The sequence below is a fragment of the uncultured Sneathiella sp. genome (genome assembly GCF_963976355.1).
Lineage (GTDB): Bacteria > Pseudomonadota > Alphaproteobacteria > Sneathiellales > Sneathiellaceae > Sneathiella.
Genome location: NZ_CAXBKA010000003.1, coordinates 55,250 through 77,907, shown reverse-complemented (window position 1 = coordinate 77,907; position 22,658 = coordinate 55,250). Strand labels below are relative to the sequence as shown.

22 protein-coding genes are annotated in these 22,658 nt (G+C 54.8%); 4 read left to right on the top strand and 18 right to left on the bottom strand.

Going from position 1 to position 22,658, the window contains the following annotated elements:
• Positions 1-45: 45 nt before the first annotated feature.
• From AAC599_RS07370 to AAC599_RS07360, 3 genes are all read left to right on the top strand, one after another.
• Complete coding sequence (locus AAC599_RS07370; protein ID WP_340149759.1) at positions 46-1,878, top strand: ABC transporter ATP-binding protein/permease; 1,833 nt, start codon at positions 46-48, stop codon at positions 1,876-1,878.
• 106 nt (positions 1,879-1,984) lie between these two features.
• Positions 1,985-2,686: a phosphatidylserine decarboxylase gene (locus AAC599_RS07365; RefSeq protein WP_340150296.1), complete on the top strand. Its 702-nt coding sequence runs from the start codon at positions 1,985-1,987 to the stop codon at positions 2,684-2,686.
• A complete protein-coding gene (locus AAC599_RS07360) occupies positions 2,687-3,526 on the top strand; it encodes a phosphatidylcholine/phosphatidylserine synthase (protein ID WP_340149758.1) in 840 nt (279 codons plus the stop codon).
• 36 nt (positions 3,527-3,562) lie between these two features.
• Here AAC599_RS07360 and AAC599_RS07355 read toward each other — a convergent pair whose 3' ends face one another.
• The 16 genes from AAC599_RS07355 to AAC599_RS07280 all read right to left on the bottom strand — a co-directional run bounded on the left by AAC599_RS07355 (position 3,563) and on the right by AAC599_RS07280 (position 19,848).
• Positions 3,563-6,739, bottom strand: a complete 3,177-nt coding sequence (locus AAC599_RS07355; protein WP_340149757.1) for an efflux RND transporter permease subunit — start codon at positions 6,737-6,739, stop codon at positions 3,563-3,565.
• Positions 6,736-7,860: an efflux RND transporter periplasmic adaptor subunit gene (locus tag AAC599_RS07350; RefSeq protein ID WP_340149756.1), complete on the bottom strand. Its 1,125-nt coding sequence runs from the start codon at positions 7,858-7,860 to the stop codon at positions 6,736-6,738. Before AAC599_RS07350 ends, AAC599_RS07355 begins: the two co-directional genes overlap by 4 nt.
• Positions 7,861-7,899: 39 nt before the next feature.
• The gene (locus AAC599_RS07345; RefSeq protein ID WP_340149755.1) at positions 7,900-8,436 is read right to left on the bottom strand and encodes a PadR family transcriptional regulator; all 537 of its coding nucleotides are present in this window, start codon (positions 8,434-8,436) and stop codon (positions 7,900-7,902) included.
• A 240-nt stretch (positions 8,437-8,676) separates the two neighbouring features.
• Complete coding sequence (locus AAC599_RS07340; protein WP_340149754.1) at positions 8,677-9,171, bottom strand: cell wall hydrolase; 495 nt, start codon at positions 9,169-9,171, stop codon at positions 8,677-8,679.
• Positions 9,172-9,249: 78 nt separating this feature from the next.
• Complete coding sequence (locus AAC599_RS07335; RefSeq protein WP_340149753.1) at positions 9,250-9,450, bottom strand: DUF1289 domain-containing protein; 201 nt, start codon at positions 9,448-9,450, stop codon at positions 9,250-9,252.
• 22 nt (positions 9,451-9,472) lie between these two features.
• A complete protein-coding gene (locus tag AAC599_RS07330; RefSeq protein WP_340149752.1) occupies positions 9,473-9,904 on the bottom strand; it encodes an iron-sulfur cluster assembly scaffold protein in 432 nt (143 codons plus the stop codon).
• A 9-nt stretch (positions 9,905-9,913) separates the two neighbouring features.
• The gene (locus AAC599_RS07325) at positions 9,914-11,539 is read right to left on the bottom strand and encodes a molybdopterin-binding/glycosyltransferase family 2 protein (RefSeq protein ID WP_340149751.1); all 1,626 of its coding nucleotides are present in this window, start codon (positions 11,537-11,539) and stop codon (positions 9,914-9,916) included.
• Positions 11,536-12,225 (bottom strand): XdhC family protein, encoded by a 690-nt coding sequence (locus AAC599_RS07320; RefSeq protein ID WP_340149750.1) that lies wholly within the window; start codon positions 12,223-12,225, stop codon positions 11,536-11,538. The genes AAC599_RS07325 and AAC599_RS07320 overlap by 4 nt, the downstream gene beginning before the upstream one ends.
• A 9-nt stretch (positions 12,226-12,234) precedes the next feature.
• Positions 12,235-12,573 carry an XdhC family protein gene (locus AAC599_RS07315; protein WP_340149749.1) on the bottom strand — a complete coding sequence of 113 codons (339 nt, stop codon included), beginning with the start codon at positions 12,571-12,573 and terminating at the stop codon, positions 12,235-12,237.
• Positions 12,570-13,790: a VWA domain-containing protein gene (locus tag AAC599_RS07310; RefSeq protein ID WP_340149748.1), complete on the bottom strand. Its 1,221-nt coding sequence runs from the start codon at positions 13,788-13,790 to the stop codon at positions 12,570-12,572. The genes AAC599_RS07315 and AAC599_RS07310 overlap by 4 nt, the downstream gene beginning before the upstream one ends.
• Positions 13,787-14,704, bottom strand: coding sequence for a MoxR family ATPase (locus AAC599_RS07305; RefSeq protein ID WP_340149747.1), 918 nt, complete (start codon positions 14,702-14,704; stop codon positions 13,787-13,789). The genes AAC599_RS07310 and AAC599_RS07305 overlap by 4 nt, the downstream gene beginning before the upstream one ends.
• A 138-nt stretch (positions 14,705-14,842) precedes the next feature.
• Entirely contained in the window at positions 14,843-15,631 is a 789-nt protein-coding gene (locus tag AAC599_RS07300) for a xanthine dehydrogenase family protein subunit M (protein ID WP_340149746.1), read from the bottom strand.
• A gap of 15 nt (positions 15,632-15,646) precedes the next feature.
• Positions 15,647-17,998 carry a xanthine dehydrogenase family protein molybdopterin-binding subunit gene (locus AAC599_RS07295; protein WP_340149745.1) on the bottom strand — a complete coding sequence of 784 codons (2,352 nt, stop codon included), beginning with the start codon at positions 17,996-17,998 and terminating at the stop codon, positions 15,647-15,649.
• 3 nt (positions 17,999-18,001) lie between these two features.
• On the bottom strand, positions 18,002-18,469 hold the full coding sequence (locus AAC599_RS07290) for a (2Fe-2S)-binding protein (RefSeq protein WP_340149744.1): 468 nt from the start codon (positions 18,467-18,469) through the stop codon (positions 18,002-18,004).
• Between the two features lie 142 nt (positions 18,470-18,611).
• Positions 18,612-19,265, bottom strand: coding sequence for a carbon monoxide dehydrogenase subunit G (locus AAC599_RS07285; protein ID WP_340149743.1), 654 nt, complete (start codon positions 19,263-19,265; stop codon positions 18,612-18,614).
• An 82-nt stretch (positions 19,266-19,347) separates the two neighbouring features.
• A complete protein-coding gene (locus tag AAC599_RS07280; protein ID WP_340149742.1) occupies positions 19,348-19,848 on the bottom strand; it encodes a PAS domain-containing protein in 501 nt (166 codons plus the stop codon).
• A 210-nt stretch (positions 19,849-20,058) separates the two neighbouring features.
• Between AAC599_RS07280 and AAC599_RS07275 the strand changes: the two genes are divergently transcribed.
• Entirely contained in the window at positions 20,059-20,670 is a 612-nt protein-coding gene (locus AAC599_RS07275) for a hypothetical protein (protein WP_340149741.1), read from the top strand.
• Positions 20,671-20,691: 21 nt separating this feature from the next.
• On the opposite strand, the gene AAC599_RS07270 is transcribed toward AAC599_RS07275, so the two are convergent.
• Positions 20,692-22,392: a Na(+)/H(+) antiporter subunit D gene (locus AAC599_RS07270; protein WP_340149740.1), complete on the bottom strand. Its 1,701-nt coding sequence runs from the start codon at positions 22,390-22,392 to the stop codon at positions 20,692-20,694.
• Positions 22,385-22,657 (bottom strand): hypothetical protein, encoded by a 273-nt coding sequence (locus tag AAC599_RS07265; protein ID WP_340149739.1) that lies wholly within the window; start codon positions 22,655-22,657, stop codon positions 22,385-22,387. Before AAC599_RS07265 ends, AAC599_RS07270 begins: the two co-directional genes overlap by 8 nt.
• Position 22,658 lies beyond the last annotated feature (1 nt).

Sequence of the window (22,658 nt, the reverse complement as noted above, 5' to 3'; positions counted from 1 at the left end):
TGATTACGCTATGTTAGCGGAACCAGCAGCCACAGCGGATAGATTATGAGCAGCCAGAAATTCGATACTCATTCCCATCAGGAGAGACGCGGTCACTTTGAAACCTTGCGGTCTCTGATGGACTACTTATGGGTTGAAGGGCGGCGCGATCTGAAAATTCGTGTGGTTGTGGCCTTCAGCCTTCTGGTCATGGCCGAGGTGGCGTCGGTTTATACACCCTATCTCATGAAATTCATCGTTGATGACCTGACCGGTGATGTGAACCCGATTGTCGTCATGCCGATCGGACTGATTATTGCGTTCGGCGTTGCCCGCGTTTTAACGCAATCCTTTTCCGAGCTGCGTGATGCGGTGTTCGCCAAAGTCGGGCAGCATGCCATCCGTCAGGTAGCGCTCAATACATTTCGGCATCTGCATCGGCTCTCTTTGCGGTTCCATCTTGACCGGCAAACCGGCGGCTTAAGCCGGGTGATTGAGCGGGGGACGAAGGGGATAGATTTCCTGCTGCGCTTCATGCTGTTCAACATTGTGCCGACGATCCTGAAAATCATCTTTGTATGCGGGATATTGCTGGTTGAATATGGCTGGCTGATGTCGGTGATTACCCTGGTGACCCTGTGTGGCTATATCTACTTTACCTTGGCAGTGACCGAATGGCGGCTCAAATTCCGCCGAATGATGAACGAGAAGGACAGCGAAGCCAATACCAAGGCCATCGACAGCCTGCTCAATTTTGAGACGGTAAAATATTTTGGCAATGAAGAACATGAAGCCCGCCGTTTTGACAGAGCGCTTGCCTCTTACGAGACAGCAGCCGTTAAGAGCAACACGACGCTTGCCTATCTTAATATCGGGCAGGGCCTGATTATTAGCATCGGACTGGTCGCCGTATTGATTCTCTCGGCGAAGGGGGTAGTTGACGGCGAGTACACAGTGGGAGATTTTGTGGCAATTCACGGTTTCCTGATGCTTTTGATGCAGCCACTCAATTTCTTAGGCTTTGTATATCGGGAGATTAAGCAAAGTCTGGTCGACATGGAAAAGATGTTTGAATTGCTGACTGTCTCGCGCGAAATTGACGATGCACCAAATGCCGTACCACTCGTTTCCGGGGGTGGTGAAATTGAGTTTCATGATGTCGATTTCGGCTATGAAGGAGATCGTCAGATTCTACATGGCGTGTCCTTCAAGGTTCCATCCGGCAAGACCACCGCAATTGTCGGGCCGTCAGGCGCCGGGAAATCAACGATTTCACGCATCCTTTTCCGCTTTTATGATGTTGATCGGGGCAAGGTTACCATTGACGGGCAGGCAATTGACGAAGTGACGCAGGATTCCCTTCGGGCGGCCATTGGAATCGTGCCGCAAGATACGGTTCTCTTCAATGACACGATTCGGTATAATATCGGCTATGGACGGCCGGGTGCTGGCGAGGCGGAAATTGAAACCGCGGCGCGGCTTGCAAGTATTGACGGTTTTATCGAGAAACTGCCGGATGGATATAATGCGATGGTGGGTGAACGCGGATTGAAGCTTTCCGGCGGTGAGAAACAGCGGGTTGCCATTGCAAGGGCGATATTGAAGCAACCGAGAATATTGCTCTTTGACGAGGCGACGTCGGCACTTGATTCCCATACAGAAAAGGAAATACAGGCGAGTCTTGCCGAAGTATCGAAGGACCGTACAACCCTGATCATCGCCCATCGTCTGTCCACCGTTGTCGAAGCGGATGAGATTATCGTGCTTGAAAACGGCCGGATAGAGGAGCGGGGGCGCCATCACGACCTTTTGGCACAAGGCGGAAAATATGCGACCATGTGGGCGCGACAGCAGGAAGCAGCGAACTATCAGGAGAAACTTGAGCAGATCAGGGAATAGGCGTTAGAATTCAGCTGTTGGTAACGCACTCATCTTTTTGTTCTTTTTGACGGAGACATGCGTTATGACCTAGGTTCAGTAGCAGTCCGCGTGTCGAAGGGAAACTATTATGGATACGTTGAAGTCAGTATTGGTGCCGATAAACAAGGAAGGGCATCGATTTATCGCCATCTTTGCGGCCGTCACCCTCGCGCTGTTTTTGTTCACCTGGCCGCTTTTGGGCTGGATCGGGGTCATCCTGACGCTGTGGTGCGTGTATTTCTTCCGTGATCCCGACCGTAATGTTCCGACGAGGGAGGGCCTGATTGTCAGCCCTGCCGATGGCGTCGTCCAGATGATTGAACGGGCAGTTCCGCCGGAGGAACTCGGCATGGGGCCAGACGCCCGTCTGCGTATCAGCATTTTTCTCAATGTCTTCAATGTTCATGTCAACCGGGTGCCGTTGGGCGGGACCATCATCCGGCAGGTCTATCGTCCTGGCAAATTCCTCAATGCGGCGCTCGACAAGGCGTCGGAAGAGAATGAACGTCACGCGGTTCACCTGCGAGATGACAAGGGAAACGACATTGTCTTTGTCCAGATTGCCGGGCTGGTTGCGCGGCGTATCGTCTGTTACCTCACGGATAATCAGGAGGTGCGGACAGGTGAGCGTTTTGGCCTGATCCGTTTTGGCAGCCGGACAGACATATATCTGCCGGAAGGGGTAGAACCCATGGTCGGCCTGGGACAGTCGATGGTTGGCGGGGAAACGATCATTGCCGATCTCAATGCGAAAAATGAGGCGCCGATGGCCGTGGAGGTCCGCTAAATGCCTATACAGCATCGCCGACGCCTGCGGGTCATGCCGCTCAATTCCCTGATCCCAAACATCCTGACAATGCTGGCGCTTTGCGCGGGATTGACGTCCGTGCGCTTTGCTCTTGATGAAAAATGGGAACTGGCGGTGATCGCCATTCTGGCAGCGGGTGTCCTGGATGGTCTGGACGGACGGATGGCGCGGCTGCTGAACAGCGCCTCCAAGTTCGGCGCCGAGCTTGATTCCCTCTCGGATTTCGTCAGTTTCGGCGTGGCCCCCGGACTGGTTCTGTTTCTCTGGACGCTAGAAAGCGGGCTGGGGGGGGTTGGCTGGATTATTGCGCTGATCTTCACGGTTTCCTGCGGCCTCCGGCTCGCGCGGTTTAACTCGATGCTGGAGGAAAAGCAGCCCGCCTGGGCCAGCCGGTATTTTACAGGTATCGCGGCACCGGCGGGAGCTTCTATCTCTCTGCTCTTTATGGTCATCAGCTTTTATACCGGTGATGATTTCTTTCGCTCACCCATTCTGAATGCCGCCTGGATGCTGTTCATGGCCTTCATGATGGCGAGCCGTATTCCGACCTTCTCGATAAAGCGGATCCGTATCGCCCGGCGCTTTATCATGCTGATCCTACTGCTTGTCGGTGGACTGGCGGCTGTACTGGCGAGCTATCCCTGGCAGCTGTTATCGCTGATCGCCATTATCTATATGACAACCATTCCCTTTTCCATCCTAAGCCATCGGCGCCTGCAGGAGCAGGAGGCACGCAAAGCATCCAATACAGAAGACGTTCCTGAAGAAGCAATTGATGACAGCAATGGGAAAAAAGACAAGGAAGACGGAGACAGCTGAATAAGGTTCAGCGTCCCCGCTTCAATCTGGCTGACGCTATTCCGCCGGTTCGGGCTGCGCCGCGCTGTTTTTTTTCTCGGCTCTCCGAATGCGGCGCCGTTCCAGCGCTCCGCTAACATTTGCCCCCAGCAACAGAAGTGCCGGTGTCATCACGAGCGTTAGCAGCGTAGCGAAGGTAAGTCCAAAGGCCACGGCTGTTGACAGCTGCACCCACCATTGGGAGGAGGGGGCGCCGACCACGACGCCGCGGCTGATAAAGTCGATATTGACCTGCAAGGTCATCGGCAACAGCCCGAAGATCGTCGTGATGGTAGTCAGCAGAACAGGCCGTAGACGCTGGGCGCCGGTTCGAAGCACCGCCTCCATCGCATCCATACCCTGACGCTGCAGATGCGTGTAGGTGTCAATCAGCACGATATTATTGTTCACCACAATCCCCGCCAGCGCGATCACACCGACCCCGGTCATGACAATGCCGAAAGGTTGCCCGGTAATGATAAGGCCAACGAATACACCAATGGTGGACATGATCACGGCCGTCAGGATCAGGAAGGCGTGATAGAAGCTGTTGAACTGTGTCACCAGAATGATCGCCATGATGAAGAGGGCAACGGCGAAGGCTTTTCCGAGAAACTCCTGCGCCTTTTTCTGTTCCTCATCCTCGCCCTTGAAGACATAGGAGACTTCCGGGTTGATATTGGCCTCATTTTCCAGCCACGTCTGAATCTCCCGAACCTTTTCATCCACCAGAACACCGGCGACGACGTTCGCCTTGACGGTCATGATCCGCTCTCCGTCGGCGCGGTTGATGTTACCGACCTTCTGGCGTGCCTCACGCTTGACGAAATTGGAGATTGGCACCATGCCGCTTTCGGTCATGACCCGCAGATTGTCGAGCTGGTCCATGGTTCTCTTGTTATCGGGGAACCTGAGCCGGATATCGATTTCATCGTCCGCGTCATTGGGACGATATTCATCTGCCTTGATCCCGTTGGTGACAAGCTGAATGGTTTTGCCAACCGTCTGGATGTCGGCGCCAAACCGGCCAGCCTGAGCCCGATCCACCGTAACCTGCCATTCAATGCCGGGAATGGGACGGCTGTCCTCGATATCGATCAGGTCCGCCACATTGTCTTCGAGATGATTGCGGATTTTCTGCACCTCGATCGGTAACAGATCGGGGTTGCGGGACGACAGCTGTATCTGAACATGTTTACCCGTTGGCGGCCCGTTATCAGGCTTGCGCGTTTCCACCATAATGCCGGTAAGATGACTGGTTCGTTCGCGGATATCCTCGAAAACCGCGTCTGCAGAGCGACGCTCCTGCCAGTCCTTGAATTCCATCTGGATAGTGCCGATCACATCTTCCGATATATCCTGCTGACCTCGCGCCGGGCTGCCCGTACGGGTGTAAAGCGCCTCGAAATCATCAAGCTTCAGGACTTCCTTTTCAACCTGTCTGACCAGTATGTCTTTCTCGTCAGTCGACATATTGCCGCGCGCATGAATATAGACAAGCGCCATTTCCGGCTCGACCTTCGGGAAAAATTCGACGCCATTGCCATGGGTTGCGTAATAGGCCTGAACGCCAACCAAGGTGAGGACGCCCAGCAGAACAATCTTCACCGGATGGCGCAGGCAGACGGAGAGAAACCTGACATAACGGCCGGTCAGGCCACCGATGGACCGGATATCGCCGGTCTCCGCCGCCGCGAGCGCGGCAAGCGTCCCTGAGTTTGTCGAGCCGGGACGGCCAAAGACCGATCCCAGGGTGGGCACAAAAATCAGCGCCATCAGAAGGGAGCCGGTCAGCGTTGTGATCAGGGTGAGGGGGAGGTATTTCATAAACTCCCCGACAACGCCCGGCCAGAACATCAGCGGCATGAACACCGCGAGGGTGGTTGCGGTCGAGGCGATGATCGGCCAGGCCATGCGCTTGGCCGCGAGGCTATAGGCTTCCTTTTTGTTAATACCTTCCGCCATCTTCCGGTCGGCAAATTCGGTCACCACGATGGCGCCATCCACCAGCATTCCGACCGCGAGGATCAAGCCGAACAGGACAACGATGTTAATGGTCAGCCCGATGATATACATGTAAAGAATGCCGATCAGGAAGGAGCCCGGAATGGACAGTCCGACAAGGCCCGCTGTCCGCACGCCGAGCGCGCTGATCACGACGATCATCACCAGGATGATCGCGCTTATAATGTTATTCTGAAGATCAGATAGCATCGTCCGGATATCGCCGGAGCGGTCCTGCGTATAGGTGACGACCACATTTTCAGGCCAGTATTTCTGCTCCTCGGCGACCGCGCGTTTTACATCCTCGATCGTTTCGATGATATTCTCTCCGACCCGCTTTTTGATCTCCAGTGCGACCGCCTGCCGGCCGTTGAGGCGGGCGTAGCTGTCGGCATCTTTGAAGGTGCGGCGTATGTCCGTCACATCCCTGAGGGTGACAACGCCATCGTTATTGACCTTCACCGGAATGTCGAGAACATCATCGGCGGTTTTGTAGAGCCCGGGTACCTTGATGGAGAAGCGCCCCTTGCCGGTATCCATGGAACCCGCAGCAATAAGCTTGTTGTTGGAGACAACCGCATTCGCGAGTTCCGCGTTCGAGATCTTGTAGCTTTCCAGCTTGACGGGATCGATAATGACTTCCAGCACTTCCTCGCGGTCACCGCCAATATCGGCTTCCAGAACACCCGGGAGGCCCTCAACCCGATCCTCAAGGTCCTTTGTCAGCTTGATCAGGGTACGCAAGGGGACATCGCCCGACAAGGTCACGACAATGACCGGGAACAGGGCAAAATTCACCTCGTTGACGGTGGGCTCGTCCGTTTCCTGCGGTAGCTCCGTCTTCGCGAGATCGACCTTTTCGCGGACATCCTGCAGCGCTTTATCCGCATCGAAACCGGCATCAAACTCAAGCGTGACGGACGCATGCCCCTCTGAGGCAATGGCCGTCATTTCCTTCACGCCTTCGATGGAGCGGAGTTCCAGCTCCATCGGACGGATCAGCAGCCGCTCTCCGTCTTCCGGGGAAATGCCTTCATGGGTCATGGAGACATAGATGATCGGGATGTTGATGTCCGGGTCCGATTCCTTCGCGATATCGATATAGGCATAGGCCCCGGCGACAAGGATCAGCAGCAGGGCGGAGATGACAGTCCGGGCCCTGCCGATTGCCGCATCAATAATCGCGTTCATTGGGACGCCTCGGCGACATAGAGGTCAGGTTGGACTTTATCTCCATCGCGGACGAAATCCTGCCCGACAACGATCAAACGAACCGTCTCCGGCAGTCCCTGCACCCAGATCCCGTCCGGCGTATCGGCGAGTATTTTGACCGGATAAAACTTGACAATATCGTCGTCACCTACGGCCCGGAGTCCGAGAACACCGGAGTCATTCAGGGTAAGATATCCGGGGGAGAGGAAATGCGCCTCGACTGAATTTGTTTTGAAGGTGATTTCCGCCGTCACGCCACTGCGCAGCTTGTACCCTTCATTCGGCACTTCAAGCTCAACTCGGAATGTCCGCGTTTCAGGGTCCGCCATGCTGCCGATAAACTTGATTTTACCGGTCACGGTCTCGCCTGTTACCAGTTTCGCGGAGCCTTCCCCGCCAACGGAGATATTGCCGACCTGAAGCTCGGAAATCTGCCCCGTGATCAGCAGCGGATCGCTCTCTACAATGGTGGCTATGGGATTGCCGTCCTTGACGAAATCACCGACTTCGGCGTTTCTCTCTTCGATATATCCGTCGAAGGGCGCATTAATTACGAGATCGTTCAGGCGGATTTTCATCGCCGTCACCTGCGCCCTGGCGCTATCAAGAAGGGCCTTGGCGCTTGCCAGCGTGGTGTCAGCACTAAACCCCTTCTTGTTCAGCTTTTGGGAAGCGTTATATTCAATTTCCCGCTGCCGGACGAGAGCCTGAGCCTCCTGCAGGCGCGCCTCGTTGTCTTTTACATCAAAACTGACAATACGATCGCCAGCCTTAACCCGGTCGCCATCATAGACATGGACCTTGTTGACCCTGCCTGAAATCTCTGCTTTAAGCTCGACGACCCGGTTCGCCTCAGTCCGACCATGGACAATGATTTCGCGCTGCCGCGGCTGCGCTGTGAAGTTGAGGTAGCGGACGCCCATGATCTTATGGGGGTTTTCCGCATTTTCGTTGTCGCTTGCGGCGGCATTCTCCTGCGTTGCAGCGGAGGCGTCTCCCGCACCGTTCGCCTCATCGCCGCCGGTGTTGATCTGTCCGGACGCAATCCAGGCCGTCACGCCAACGGCGATGACAATAGCAATGATGATTGAGCGGTTCACAGTGATACCTCTTTGTTATCGAGCATGTCCAGGGTCACATTATTCAGCGGCACGGGTCCCCATAAGGGCGTCGGCTTCCAGCAGGTGGCGGTTTTCCTGCAGGTAATCAATTTCCGCCTGATATACGGCGCGGCCGTAACCGCACAGGAACTGTTCCCGGTCTGTCGGGAGATCGGCACAATCACTGCTCATTGAGTCGATCTTGCGCTGACTTTCCAGAATCCTCTCATCTATAAGCTCGGCAATTGTGGAGACCGGCAACAGATGGGCGAACATCAAAGTGACCAGAAATTCCGAGCGAAAGCGATCCGCCGCGGGCTTTTTCATGATTTCATCCAGGAACGTATAACGGCCGGATGACGTTATTGAGTAAATCTTCTTGTCGGGCCGTTTTTCCTGTGCAAAAGCCCGGCAAGACACGAGTCCTTCCTCCGTCAGCTTGTTCAGCGCCGGATAGATGGAGCCATAGCTTGCGTGGAACATCAGTCCCAGCCGTTCCTCGAATGTCTTCTTGATTTCATATCCCGAGGCATCTCCCATGGTGAGAACGCCGAGGCATAGGGTTCGAATATCCATAAAGCCGTTTATTCCGTCAGATGTTCAGGACGCGTATCGGTCGCAATCCCGGAGGCCGTTCTATATTTCGGAAGAAAATATATCAATCCGATATAATTGCAATTCCAATATAGCCTTTTCTTCCGGATTGGCATGTGACTGACGTCACGAAATAAATAAATCGTGGAAAATTTTAGCAGGCATAAAAAAAGCGGCTCATTTGCCGCTTTTCTTCATATCATCACTATCTGGTAATGCCGGTTACATTTTCCGGTAGAAGATGTGATTACCGATGCTGGTTGTCTGTTTAAGGCTCTTCGACCACCCAGGTGAGACATAAGTTGCATGGTAGAAAGTCGCATCGCCGGAAAGATCCCGGAGGTTTCCGTCTTTCACAAGACCGGCAACCATCAGGGCGCGTTGCCACGACGACTTATCCATTGCCGTATCCGATTTGCCATCACAGGCGAAGGAGAACTGGCAGGCGTTGCGCCGCGAACTGCCCTCGAATACGATGGCGCAGTATGACTTCCTCTTCAATTGCACCCGGTTATGCACGACCTGGGCGACGGCAATCTGCCCACTGAAAGGCTCGCCGCGCGCTTCGAAGTAAACGGCCTGCGCCAGGCATTTCAGGTCAGGATCATCGGACTTCGAGGCAACGATTGTCGTTGAGGCAGGCATAAAGGTCGCCATTATGAGGAATAGCAAAGACAGAAAGGTTACCGTCAGTACGCTCAAGGTTTTTAGATACATTTGCGCCCCCATTACTCAAGGATAGACTCACGCTTATATCAGACGACGCCTACATTAAGCGGTTGGAAAGGGGCAAAATTAAGGCAAACTCTCTGTATTGCGGGATTCCCTGCGGCGCAGGCGAAGCTCTTTGAGGACGTCCATCTTCTCTTCATTGCTCATCAGGGCCCAGCCGCCAATCTCATTTCGGGTGCGAAAGCATCCCCTGCAATATAGATTTTGCATATCCATGCTGCAAATGCCGGTACAGGGGGAGGGAAGGTTCGGGATATTTTTCATTTTTGGGTTCTTGCGACGCATGTCAGGCTTTCGTTTTCGCCGTTTCCAATGCTTTAATCAACGCATCGAAAGGCAGTAATATACAGTTATGTCGGCTTTTATGGGCCGAGACGACATTAAAAAACTCCAGTTTTTTCCAATCCGGTGTAACCTGAACCGTTTCCCCTTGCAATATGGACTGCAGGTTATCCCGCGTCATGGAAATCTCCGATACTTCTCTGCCAATGGCATTTTCGCCGATGAGCGACGCGGCGGCCTGACATAGGACGCAGGACCGATTTTGATGGTTCAGATCAGTTATCCTGCCGTCCTTCAGCTTGACTTGCATGGTGATCCGGTCGCCGCAGGTCGGATTGTCCAGGGTCTCCGTCGCATCGGGATTTTCAAGGGTGCCATCGCCCACGGCATTTGCCGCAAGCCGCAGCAGGTTTTTCTGATACAGTTCGTCAATCACGCAATTCACTCATTTCTGTTGAAGGGCGGCGAGGGCGTCCGGCGTATCAATATCCGTGAAGATGCTGTCCTTCCCGGCTTCGACATTGAATACCAGTGGCTCATTCTCCACTATCAGGGATTTTGCGCCAATATCGCCGGTTATGGTCAGAATGTCGCTCTTGAAGTTGCTGGCGATTAGAACCGGATTTCCCCGTTTCCCTTGATACGTCGGAACGATGATCGCGCGGCCCTCCTCTACATCAAAAGCGTCTATTAACGCATTGAAAAGATTTGATTTTACCAGAGGCATGTCGCCAAGACAGATAAGCAGGCCATCATACTGATCGGCAAGGGCGTGAAAGCCGGTTTTCAGGCTGCTGCTCAAACCTTCCTCATAATCCGGATTGTGGAAGCTTTTGACTCCCATGTCATCGAAAAGGGCCGCAACCCGCTTATGGTCATGCCCTATGACACCATAAACGCCGTCTGCCTTTGATTGCAGGGCCTGCTCGGCAGTGTGGCGGAGCATCGGCTTTCCGCCGATTTCCGCGAACAGCTTGTTTTCGGCCCCCATACGTCTCGATTGTCCAGCCGCGAGAATGAGGATCGCAACTGACTTTCCGTTTTTCCGGCTCGCTTGCATCTTTTGGTTTCTCGGTTGCGGCCGACTCGGAATTTCTTTCAGCAGGCCACCCGCTCCCATATCCATGATATCGGAGGCGGTGACGGGGATATCAGCCAGGAGCCGCTCCAGTACCCAGTCAAAACCGTTCAGTTTGGGGGAACGGGTGCATCCCGGCAGACCAATGACCAATGTCTCGTCAAGATGCCCCAGCAACAGCAGGTTTCCGGGGTCCACCGGCATTCCAAAATGATCGATCGTCCCGCCTGCGAGTGTTAGTGCCAGCGGAACAACATCATTCCGGTCCATGATGGCGGAGGCCCCAAAGATCAGAATGGTCTCGCATCCTTCCGCTTTCAACTCGGCGATAGTCGCGGACAACGGTTCTTCATGGTGATCGCACTGGCGGCGGAGATCAATTTCGTTCTCACATGCTCGTAGGCGGTCCTCAAGAATATCTTCGGACTTTCGGACAACGCTGTCTTTCGTATTCGGCAAGAGGGTTGAAACGACACCGATTTTTCTTCTCCGAAAGGGGCGGACCGAGAGAATGGGTGCCGTTGCCTGCATCGCCCGCTGTGCTGCGTCTTTTACCTTTTCTTTCGGGGCTGCAAAGGGAATGATCTTGACGGTTGCGAGCATTTGTCCATTGTCTACGATGTCATGGTTTTTGACTGTGGCAATCGTGATCGCCTCGTCAATATGATTGATGTCGGTCACGAGCTGCTCATTTACCACTGCGACACCGCGCATGGTGGCAAAAAGATTGGCGCGCCCGGTGAAAGGCGGCTTGTTGGTGACATTTTCTCCGGCGCAAGGGGCGGCCATCGCAGCGGCGGCGTCATCTTCCGCCATGTCGGTGTTTTCAAGCCGGGCCCCAATAACTGTCTCTACTCCATTGTTTTCAATGGATTTAATGTCCGTCTGGGTAAGGACATGCCCTTTCTTCAGAAGCTTTCCCGGTGCTATCTCGACCGCATGAGCAAGGATAATGCCTTTCGCCTCGCGGATAGGAATGCGGCCGAAAATCATCGGGCATCCTTCTGCCGGAGGACGGCCGTCATTTCCGCCATGATGGAAATGGCAATTTCCGCCGGGGACTTTGCGCCAATATCAAGGCCGATGGGGCCATGTATACGGGCGAACTGTGATTCGGAAAAGCCCGCACTGAGCAGGCGCTGCTGCCGCTTGGCATGGGTACGGCCGCTTCCCAGTGCACCGATGTAAAATGCATCCGATTTCAGTGCGCATTGCAGCGCCGGGTCATCAAGCTTGGCGTCATGGGTAAGCGTCACAATGGCGGATCGGCGGTCAATGCTGAGATCCGCAAAAGCCTCGTCTGGCCAGCGGTCATCAAGCGTGACATTCGGAAAACGGAAGTCGGAGCCGAAACTCCGCCGCGGATCGATGACGGTAACATCATAATCCGCTGATGCGGCCATCGGGACAAGCATCTGGGCGATATGGACCGCGCCCACAACAAAAAGCCTGAGCTGGGGATTGAAGATGTTCAGGAAAACCGGGCCGTCTTCGCTTTCGAAGGTAGCGGGTTTGTCATATCGAAGCGCATTTCTTGCTGCTTTCGCTATTTCTGAATTATCTTCATTCTCAAAAGGATAGAGGAGGCTTTGCTCTCCCGAGTTTAAGTTCGTTGCGAGTACGACCTGGCGCTTTGCCAGGCGCGCCTGTTGCAGTTCTTCCAGAAGAGTCGTTTTCATGACGCCGCCTCAGTCGAGTTTCTCAACGAAGACACTGATCTTTCCGCCGCAGGCAAGCCCGACCTCCCAGGCTTCATCATTGCTGACCCCAAACTCAAGGGTTTTCGGGATGCCGCTGCCGATAATCTCCAAGGCCTCCTGAATAACAGCGCCTTCAACGCAGCCACCACTGACGGAGCCGACCATCTGGCCGGTTTCATCGATGGCAAGCTGACTTCCGGCGGGACGAGGGGCAGAGCCCCAGGTGCTGATGACAGTGGCCAGGGCGACATCGTGTCCGTCTTTCTTCCAGGCGAGGGCCTGGCTGAGGATATCGTCGGCGGGCAGAGTGGAAAGGGCATCGGTCATGCGGCAAAACTCCTTCTCTCGATTTGGGCGCCCATGGGTTCGGATAGAATATCGGCCAGATCTTTCAGGCTGTTGAGGTTATGGATCGTACGAAACTGGTCAATATGGGGTAATATCGCCTTTACTCCTTTGGAGCGGGGCTCAAATCCTTGATAGCGCAACAGCGGATTAAGCCAGATTAACTGGCGGCAGGATTTATGTAACCGCTCCATCTCGATACCAAGTCCTTCTCCCGCATCCCGGTCCAGCCCGTCAGAAATAAGCAGTACGACAGCACCTTGCCCGAGAACCCGTCGGGACCAGAATTTGTTAAATTCCCGTATCGTTGCGCCGATCCGCGTGCCGCCGGACCAGTCTTCAACCTTCTCGCTTACCGCATCCAGCGCCGCATCGACATCACGATACTTCATATATCTCGTTATATTGGTGAGGCGGGTGCCAAATACAAATGTGTGGACCCTGTCCCGGTCATTTGTGAGGGCATGCATGAAATGCAGCAGCATCCGGCTGTACTGGGTCATGGATCCGGATATGTCACAGAGAATGACCAGGGGCGGATGGCGGGTGACGCGGGATTTAAAGCGCAAGGGGATGCTGGCGCCGCCGCTTCTGAGGCTGGCCCGCAGAGTGCGGCGCATATCTATCGCACCACTGTGAAAATCGGCGCGATGCCGCCGCGTCTTAACGCTCAGGATGGGAAGCTGCATGGTTGCCATGGCCTTTTTCGCCATTTCCATTTCCTCCGCCGTCATGCTCTCGAAATCCTTGGACTGGAGGAGTTCGTTGTCTGACGCAGTGAGCGTTGCGTTGATTTCGATTTCCTCGCTCTCGCTTTCCTTTTCAGGGTCTGGTGCGGGTGAGGGAGCGAGCGCATCGGAAAGGCGGCGGTTGAGCTCGGGTTGATCGTCTCGTTTTGTGCTGTCGAGAAAGGTTGTCGGCAGCATCATGTCCATCATCTTCTTGAGGATTTCCGGATTGCGCCAGAAGACATGGAAGGCCTGATCGAATATATCCCATTGATCGCGGCGGTTGACGAACACCGAATGCAGCGTCCAGTAAAAATCATCCCGTCGGCGTATACCGGCAACCTCTACGGCGCGGATTGCCTCAATTACCCGGCCGGGACCGACGGGCAGGCCGGTACGGCGCAATGTCCGCGCAAAATGCAGGATATTCTCCGTGAAAGTCCCGCCCGCATGTGCTCCCGGGTCGCTCATTTTGTACCGAGTTCCGTATTAATTTTCCGAATGATCTCCGCCGCTTCGCTGCCCTGAATTTTGACGATATCATCCTGGTATTTCAGAAGGACGCCAAGCGTGTCGTTGATGACATCGGGATCGAGCGAGATGATATCCAGCTCCTTCAGTGCGGAGGACCAGTCGAGCGTTTCGGCGACGCCGGGCAGTTTGAACAAGTTCGGGTCCTGCCGCAGCGCCTGGATAAACAGGACAATCTGCTCGGACAGCCGCTTGTCGATATCGGGCAGCTTTCGGGCAATGATCTCCTTCTCCCGCTCGGCGTCGGGATAATCCACCCAGTGATAGAGGCAGCGCCTCTTCAGGGCATCATGTATCTCGCGCGTCCGGTTTGACGTGATAATAACGATTGGCGGTTCCTTTGCCCTGATCGTGCCGAACTCGGGGATGGTGACCTGAAAATCGGACAGCACTTCCAGAAGAAATGCTTCGAACGGTTCATCTGTCCGATCCAGCTCGTCAATCAGCAGTACCGGCGCACCGCCTACATTGCTCTCAAGCGCCTTGAGAAGAGGCCGTTTGATAAGGAATTTTTCCGAGAATATATCACTGCTGAGGCGGTCCTTGTCGGCAGTTTCCGTTGCCTCCGCCAACCGTATTTCAATCATCTGGCGGGCATAGTCCCATTCATAGACAGCGGAACTGATGTCCAGGCCTTCATAGCATTGCAGGCGGATCAACGGGCGGCCAAGCTGCTCCGCAAGAACCTTGGCAATCTCGGTCTTGCCAACCCCGGCTTCGCCTTCAAGAAAGAGAGGGCGCCTCATTTTAAGCGCCAGAAACAGTACAGTCGCAAGGCTTCTATCCGCGACATAGTCGGCCCCTTGCAGCATTTCCTGTACGGCGTCGATGGATTGAGGGTGCGTATCTGGCATTTCTATGGGCTTTCCCCTGGGTCTTTGATTATAAATGTGCCGCCGATCCGGCCCCTGATATCAGCAGTTAAGATAAAGAACAGGAAAGGGGAAGCCAAAACTTCCCCTTGTCTTTGCGCTATGCCTTGAGATAACGCGTTATGACGCGGCCTTGACCGCGCGCGCCGCCATAACCGAAATCAGGTTTGCACGATATTCGGCGGATGCATGAATGTCCGCATTCAGCCCCGATGCCTCCGTCTTGATGCCGGAAACCGCATCAGCAGAGAAATTACTCTCAAGCGCGGCCTCCATTGCCGTTTGCCGGAAAACGCAAGGCCCTGCGCCGGTTACGGCGACGCGGACACCATTTGCCGATTTGGAGACAAAGACGCCCGTGAGTGCAAAACGGGATGCCGGGTTCGGGAATTTCGCATAGCCCGCTTTCTCCGGTATGGGGAAAGAGACCTTGGTAACGATTTCTCCGTCCTCCAGCGCGGTTTCAAACAGATCGACGAAGAAATCCTCCGCCGAGATGCTCCGTTTGTTCGTATGAACAGTTGCCCCGAGACCGACGAGGGCGGCCGGATAATCCGCGGCCGGATCGTTATTCGCGATCGATCCGCCGATCGTGCCGCGGTTGCGCACCTGTGCATCGCCGATATGGCTGGCGAGATGGGCAAGCGCGGGGATAGCCGACTTGACCTCGGCGGAGGTGGCGACATCGGCATGACGGGTCATGGCACCAATGCTCACTTCCGATCCGTTGGCCGAGATGCCTTTCAGATCGGCGATACCCCCAAGATCAACCAGCTTGCCGGCTTCTGCAAGACGGAGTTTCAAGGTAGGAATCAGTGTCTGTCCGCCCGCAACGAAACGATCGTCCTCGCCAATGGCGGCGGCGGCCTCACTTACCCCTGAAGGGCGCTCATAATCGAATGAATACATTTGGTTTATCCCTTCTTAATTGCTGTTGATGGCGCGCCATACTTTTTCAGACGTCGCCGGCATATCAATATCCTTGCCGATTGCATTGATGATGGCATTCATCAGCGCCGCGGGAGCCGCAATGGCTCCTGCTTCCCCGCAACCCTTGACGCCAAGCGGATTGCTGGGGCAGGGGGTGTTGGTCGTGGAGACCCGGAAACTCGGCAGGTCATCCGCCCGGGGCATACAGTAATCCATATAGGACCCGGTGAGGAGCTGACCGCTCTCATCGTCATAGATCACCCCTTCCAGAAGAGCCTGACCCACGCCTTGCGCGACGCCGCCATGGACCTGGCCATCCACAATCATCGGGTTGATGATGTTGCCGAAGTCATCGGAAGCAACCCAGTCGACAATCTCGACTTCTCCCGTTGTCGGGTCGATCTCGACCTCTGCAATATGGGTGCCTGCCGGGAAGGTGAAGTTGAGCGGATCGTAGAACGCATTTTCCGCCATCCCCGGTTCCAGATCAGCCGGATAGTTATGTGGGACGTAGGCTGCGAAAGCGATTTCGCCCATGGTCATCTGCTTGTCCGTTCCGGCAACCGAGAAGACGCCATGCTCATGCTCGATATCCTCGACCGAGGCTTCCATCAGATGGGCCGCGATCTTTTTCGACTTTTCGACAATTTTGTCGATAGCCTTTGAAATGGCGGAACCGCCAACGGCCAGAGACCGGGATCCGTAAGTTCCCATGCCGAAGGGGACCTTGCTGGTATCGCCATGGACCACCTCGACACTGTCAATGGGAACGCCAAGCTTGTCTGCGATAATCTGGGCAAAGGTCGTCTCATGCCCCTGCCCATGGCTGTGGCTGCCCGTGAAGACGGTCACGCTGCCGGTCGGATTGAAGCGGACTTCCGCGGATTCCCAGAGGCCGACACCGGCCCCGAGCGAGCCGACCGCCGCTGATGGCGCAATGCCGCAGGCCTCGATATAGGCAGCGGTGCCGATACCTCTCAGCTTGCCGTTGGCCTTCGACTGCGCCTTGCGGGCCGCAAAGCCGTCATAGTCGATCATCTCTTTCGCATTGTTCATGGAAAGCGGATAATCGCCGGAATCATATGTCATGATGACCGGTGTTTCATAGGGATAGGCATCGGGCTGAATGAAGTTTTTCAGCCGGAACTCCGTCGGGTCCATGCCAAGGTCCCGCGCCGCCGTATCCATCATACGCTCGACCACATAGGTAGCCTCCGGCCGACCGGCCCCGCGATAGGCATCGACGGGGGTTGTGTTGGTGAATCCGGCCTGCACCTCGACATATATGCTCGGAATTTTATATTGCCCGCTCAACAGGGTGCCATAGAGATAGGTCGGGACAGCAGATGCAAAAGTCGAGAGATAAGCTCCCATATTTGCTTGGGTCGAGACCTTGAAGGCGAGGATCTTGCCGTCATTGTCCATGGCGAGTTCCGCATGGGTAACGTGATCGCGGCCATGGGCATCCGTCAGGAACGCTTCCGAGCGATCCGCCGTCCATTTGACTGGGCGATTGATTTTCTTTGCAGCCCAGATTGTCGTGGTTTCTTCGGCATAAACAAAGATCTTGCTGCCGAAACCGCCGCCGACATCCGGCGCAACGACCCGCAGCTTGTTCTCCGGCGCAATCCCGAGGAATGCGGACATGATCAGCCGGGCCACATGCGGGTTCTGGCTGGTCGTATGAAGTGTCAACTCGCCGCTGCCGGCGTCATACTCGCCGAGGGCGGCACGTGGTTCCATCGGGTTGGGTGAGAGGCGGTTGTTCACAAGGTCGATCTTCGAGACATGCGCCGCATTTGAGAATGCGGAGTCGACAGCGGCCTTGTCACCAAGTTCCCAGTCATAACAAAGGTTTCCGGGTGCTTCTTCATGAATTTGCGGCGCACCGGAAGCAAGCGCCTTGCGGATACTGGTGACCGGGGTCCTGACATCATAGTCAACCTCGATCATTTCCGCGGCGTCCTTTGCCTGTTGCAGGGTTTCCGCAATGACAAATGCCACCTGATCCCCGACATGTCGCACGGCATCGACGGCCATACTGTTGTGGGGCGGTGCCTTATGGGGGGTTCCGTCCTTGCTGGTAATTCCCCAGCCGCAGATCAGCCCGCCGATCCCGTCGGCGACCATATCCGCGCCGGTAAAGATATCGACGACACCCGGCGCCGATTTGGCCGCGCTCAGGTCGATATTGTTGATTTTTGCAAATGCATGCGGGGAGCGCAGGAAATATCCATATGCCTGGCCTGCCCTGTTCATATCATCGAGGTAATGACCATTCCCCGTGATAAACCGCTGGTCTTCTTTACGCCTGACTGAGGCGCCAATTCCATTTTCGACAGACATTGATCACCCTCCCATATTCTCCGAAGCTGCTTTGACTGATTTGACAATGTTATGATAACCGGTGCATCGGCAGATGTTGCCTTCAAGTTCGGTGCGAATTGTCTCTTCAGAGGGGTTGGGGTTGCGTTTGACGAGGTCAACCGCGCTCATGATCATGCCCGGCGTGCAGAAACCGCACTGCAGGCCATGGTGTTCCCGGAAGGCGGCCTGCATCGGGTGAAGTTCCCCGCCTTTTGCCAGACCTTCTATGGTTGCGATATCTGCACCGTCAGCCTGAACGGCCAGCATGGTGCAGGATTTAACGCTGTCGCCATCCACATGTACCGTGCAGGCGCCACACTGGCTGGTGTCACAGCCGACATGGGTGCCCGTCAGGCGGAGGTTGTCGCGGATAAAATGAACGAGGAGCGTATTGGGCGCAACGTCCGCGCTCACCTGCTTCCCGTTTACTGTCATGGTCACCGATGTCATATAATATTCCTCCCTTGGTCAAACGCCATGTAATATTTCTGACGAATTGTTAGACTTCTTAGTCACTTCTTTTTATTTCTACCGGACTTTCATTTGATCTAGCGCGAAGCCCGGAGCAGTAAAGCACTTACAGGAATTCTCTCTAACCGCCCGCCAGATAAAATAGAATGATTGCCGCGAGAATGCCGAGCGGGATCAGTATTCCGGGTCTCATCCAGTCGGGTGAGGGGGCTTTCTCGGCAGCGGGCGGAGTGTCAGGTTTCGGGGTCGATGATTCGGGCACCGATTCAATCGCCGCAGATTCCGCTGCCGCCTCAATGGGCGTATCTTCCGGTGAAGCACTCGCGGCACTCTCTCCGCTGCTCACCAGCTCATTGAAGTTTGCGAAGAACTCACCGGCGAGTTTTTTGGCCGTACCGTCGATCAGGCGGGAGCCGATCTGAGCCATCTTTCCGCCTACCGATGCATTCGCATTATAGGAAAGAAGGGTCCCGTCATCTGAATCCGTAAGGGAAATATCCGCGCTGCCTTTGCCGAAACCGGCGGCGCCACCCTTGCCTTCACCGGTAATGGTATAGCCGTTGGGGGCGTCAATATTACTTAAGGTGACGTTGCCTTTGAAGTTGGCCGAAACCGGACCGACCTTGACCTTTACGGTTGCTGTGAATTCCGTATCGCTGACTTTCTCAACAGTCTGACATCCGGGAATGGATTGCCGCAGAATTTCCGGATCATTTAACGCGTCCCAGACCTTTGCCCGTGGCGCGTTGATCAGTTCCTCACCGTTCATCTGCATGATGTGTCTCCCGTGGTTGGAGCGTCCCGTTGCAGATTAGCCTACTCCAAGAAAGAGGGGCAGGGCAAGTATGTTCTAAGGACTAAATCTTGAAGACGGGGCGGTCGACCAGATGCACCGCAACATCGAAAAAATTTATACCAACCAGCAACTTGTCTGCTGCAATCCCGTTTGAGGTCATAGGCAGGATCACTCTCTCATAGGTACGCATTTTTCCATTGATGAGCCGACTTGAGTTGACTCGGAATACCGGCACCTGGTTGGCAACTGTGTGATCGTAGTCGAAGAGCACATCTGCTAAATCCTCCGCCCTCACGATGTCCTCCAGATAGCAGCCGGTGATAGATTTCTGATACACCGGATTAACGGCAGACCCGGCCAGGCGGATGTAATATTGCGGTTTCGTCTCATGCACATCCATCAGCACGATATGCCGAAGGCAGTGGGGCACATCGACGGGATTGAAATATTGACGATGCGGGATGGTCGCCGCCGGATCGAGGTTTTGCCAATATCGGACAAGCTCAACAAGGGCAGGACTCGAGAGATCGGCCAGCGACGATGTATTGTTCTCTCTTTGCAAGTTAATCTACTCCAGTTCGAAGTCAGGGTATTCTTACGGCAATTTGAGGGATTTTACAAACAGAATAAACCCTTAAAGGTAGTATTGACGCTGATTCCCGGGAATCGTCTTTTTATGTTGTATTTTTAACAACATAGAGGCCCGGCATTAAGTCCGGATTAACCATTCGCCTTTAGTTTGGGCGTCATGATAACATGATGAGAAACCTTGATGCGTCCTGTCACCCGTTCCACATTCGATATTATCCATTGGTTGAAAACCCGGACATGGGCTTCCGGGCAGGTGTCTGAGACGCCGTTTATGATGAAGTTGCTGTATTTGTCGCAAGCCATTTATGCCGCGTCCCATAAGCAGCGCAAGCTGATGCCCTCCACATTTCTGTCGACAGTATCGGGACCGATTGAGCCGGATATATTTCTGGCGCTTGAGAACAACTTCATGATCCGCGAGCCGCTTGCGCCGAGTACGGAGGTGGAGAAGTTTCTTCAGTCATTTTATGAAAGCTTTAAGGACAAGGGTATGATCGAGCTGGACCTGATCCTGTCCCAGGACACGGCAATCCGCTCTGCTGTCGCACGGGGGCGGAATGCGGAAATAATGCTGGCGGATATGGCGTCCGCCTATCGGAAGGGTATCCCTAGACTGGCCGGAGGGGACAAGGCGACTGAGCCGGCTCATCCCTATGATGAAAACGGGCGTTCCGACCTCGATGCGGCGCCGAATTCCGCGCAGGAAGTCCGGTTTACGGCAGATGGTCGCTCGGTCACCAGATGGATGCCGAAGAAGCGGATTGTCAGCGGGGAGCGCCCGATACTGAACTGATCCTTTCCTCCGAAATCACGGCTACTGCGGGAATTGATAGAGGAAAACCAGCAGCACGCCCAGCAATGCGACGATAATCACCACCGCTGTGCTTGAAGCCGTTGTGCGCGCCATGACTTTTCCGCTGCTGTGTGTTTCGCTCACTAGTCCGATGAAGTAACGAAGAACGTCATTGGCAATGCCGAGTGACCAGTTCCAGACGATCAGTATCAGGCGACCAATCGCCAGTATCAGCCGTTTCAGCGGAACCCGGTAGAACCAGTCGAAATCGAGGTTTGTTGATCTGAGCTCCGACGGATAAACCTTGAAGCGTATCAGCAGCATGAAGGCAAGGATGGCGAAGAGCAGTAGCTGCAATGCCGAGACGATATGCCCGAAGGAATAGGGATTGTAGGTCGGTGCATAAGGCAATAACTCAAACAGCAGACCCGGAAAGACGCCAATCCCGATACAGAAAAAGGCGGCGATGCCCATGGCGATCAGCATATTCGCGGGCGCTTCCTGCACCCGGATGCCCCGGTCCTTGGAGAAGAAGGTGAAGAACGGCACCTTAAGGCCTGAATGATCCATTATGCCTGCACAGGCGAACAGCATGACCGGCCAGAGAACGAAAAGCCCGCCGTTCAGAGCCGCCGACTGGATCATGGCTTTAGAGACAAATCCGCCCGTCAGCGGGAAGGCGGCAATTGAAACGGCGCCGATAAGGCAGAAAATAGTGGTAACCGGCATTGATTTATAAAGCCCGCCAAGTTCGGTCACCTTGACGGTGCCGGTCCGGAACAGGACGGCCCCCATGCACATGAAGAGGAGGCTCTTGTACATGATATGGACGAAGACATGTGCCGCTGTACCGTTGAGGGCCAGTTCCGAGCCGATGCCGACGCCGATGACCATATAGCCAAGCTGACTGTTAAGGGAATAGGCGAGGACCCGCCGGAGGTCATTCTCCAGCACCACATAGACGATCGGCAGAATGATCATGGCGCCGCCGATCGGGATCAGGATGTCGGTTCCGGGAAACGCCCGCGCAAGCGCATAGATGGCCAGCTTGGTCGTGAAGGCGGAGAGGATGACCGTGCCTGTAACGGTCGCCTCGGGATAGGCGTCCTGTACCCAGTTGTGAAGAAGCGGAAAGGCGCTCTTGATGCCGAATGCGATCAGGATCAGGCCGCCTGCAATGCCGGTCAGGCCGATATAGTCAAAGGCGATCGAACCGGTATCCTGATAATAGACGATGATCCCGCCGAGCAGGATAACACCGGATGTCACCTGGATAATCAGGTAACGCATTCCTGCCCGATAGGCCCGTTCTGTCCGGCTTGCCCAGATCAGGAAAACGGAGGAGATCGCCGTCAGTTCCCAGAAGACGAAGAGGGTGATCATATCGCCCGCAAAGACGGCGCCGATGGCCGATCCGATATAGATCAGGGCGACAAAATGCTGGATCGTGTCCTTAACATGAAGGGCGTAGACCATCCCCATAAAGGCGGCGATACAGAAGATCGTGCCGAAAATCCGCGAGAGGGGATCGATGCGGGTGATCTCGAGAGACAGCCCCAGAAATTCAAAATGGCCCCATGTGCCAAGGCCGAGCGTATAAATCTGGACAAGGGCGAGGACAGGCAGGGCCAGTATAAGAAGCGAGCGGATAAAGCCGCTGGTGAGCGGGACAAGCAGCGCGCCTAAAATCAGGATTAATCCGGGATTGAGGCCTTCAATCATAGTAATCCTCATCCCGCATCAGAAAGCCACGAAGCTTTTTGGCGAGCAAGATCATCATCACATAACCAACCACGCCAAAAAATGTGTAGAATACGAAAAAATCAGCCAATTCAAACCGGCCCTGCTTGAACAGGAGAATATCGAGCAGCGTCAGAACCTTGGGCAGGGCGACCAGCACACAGAGCCCGATCACGGCGTAAAATATCTTGTTGATATTCGCCGGTTCCTCCAGCCAGTATTTTTTTTCGTCATCCGGGTGTGACATA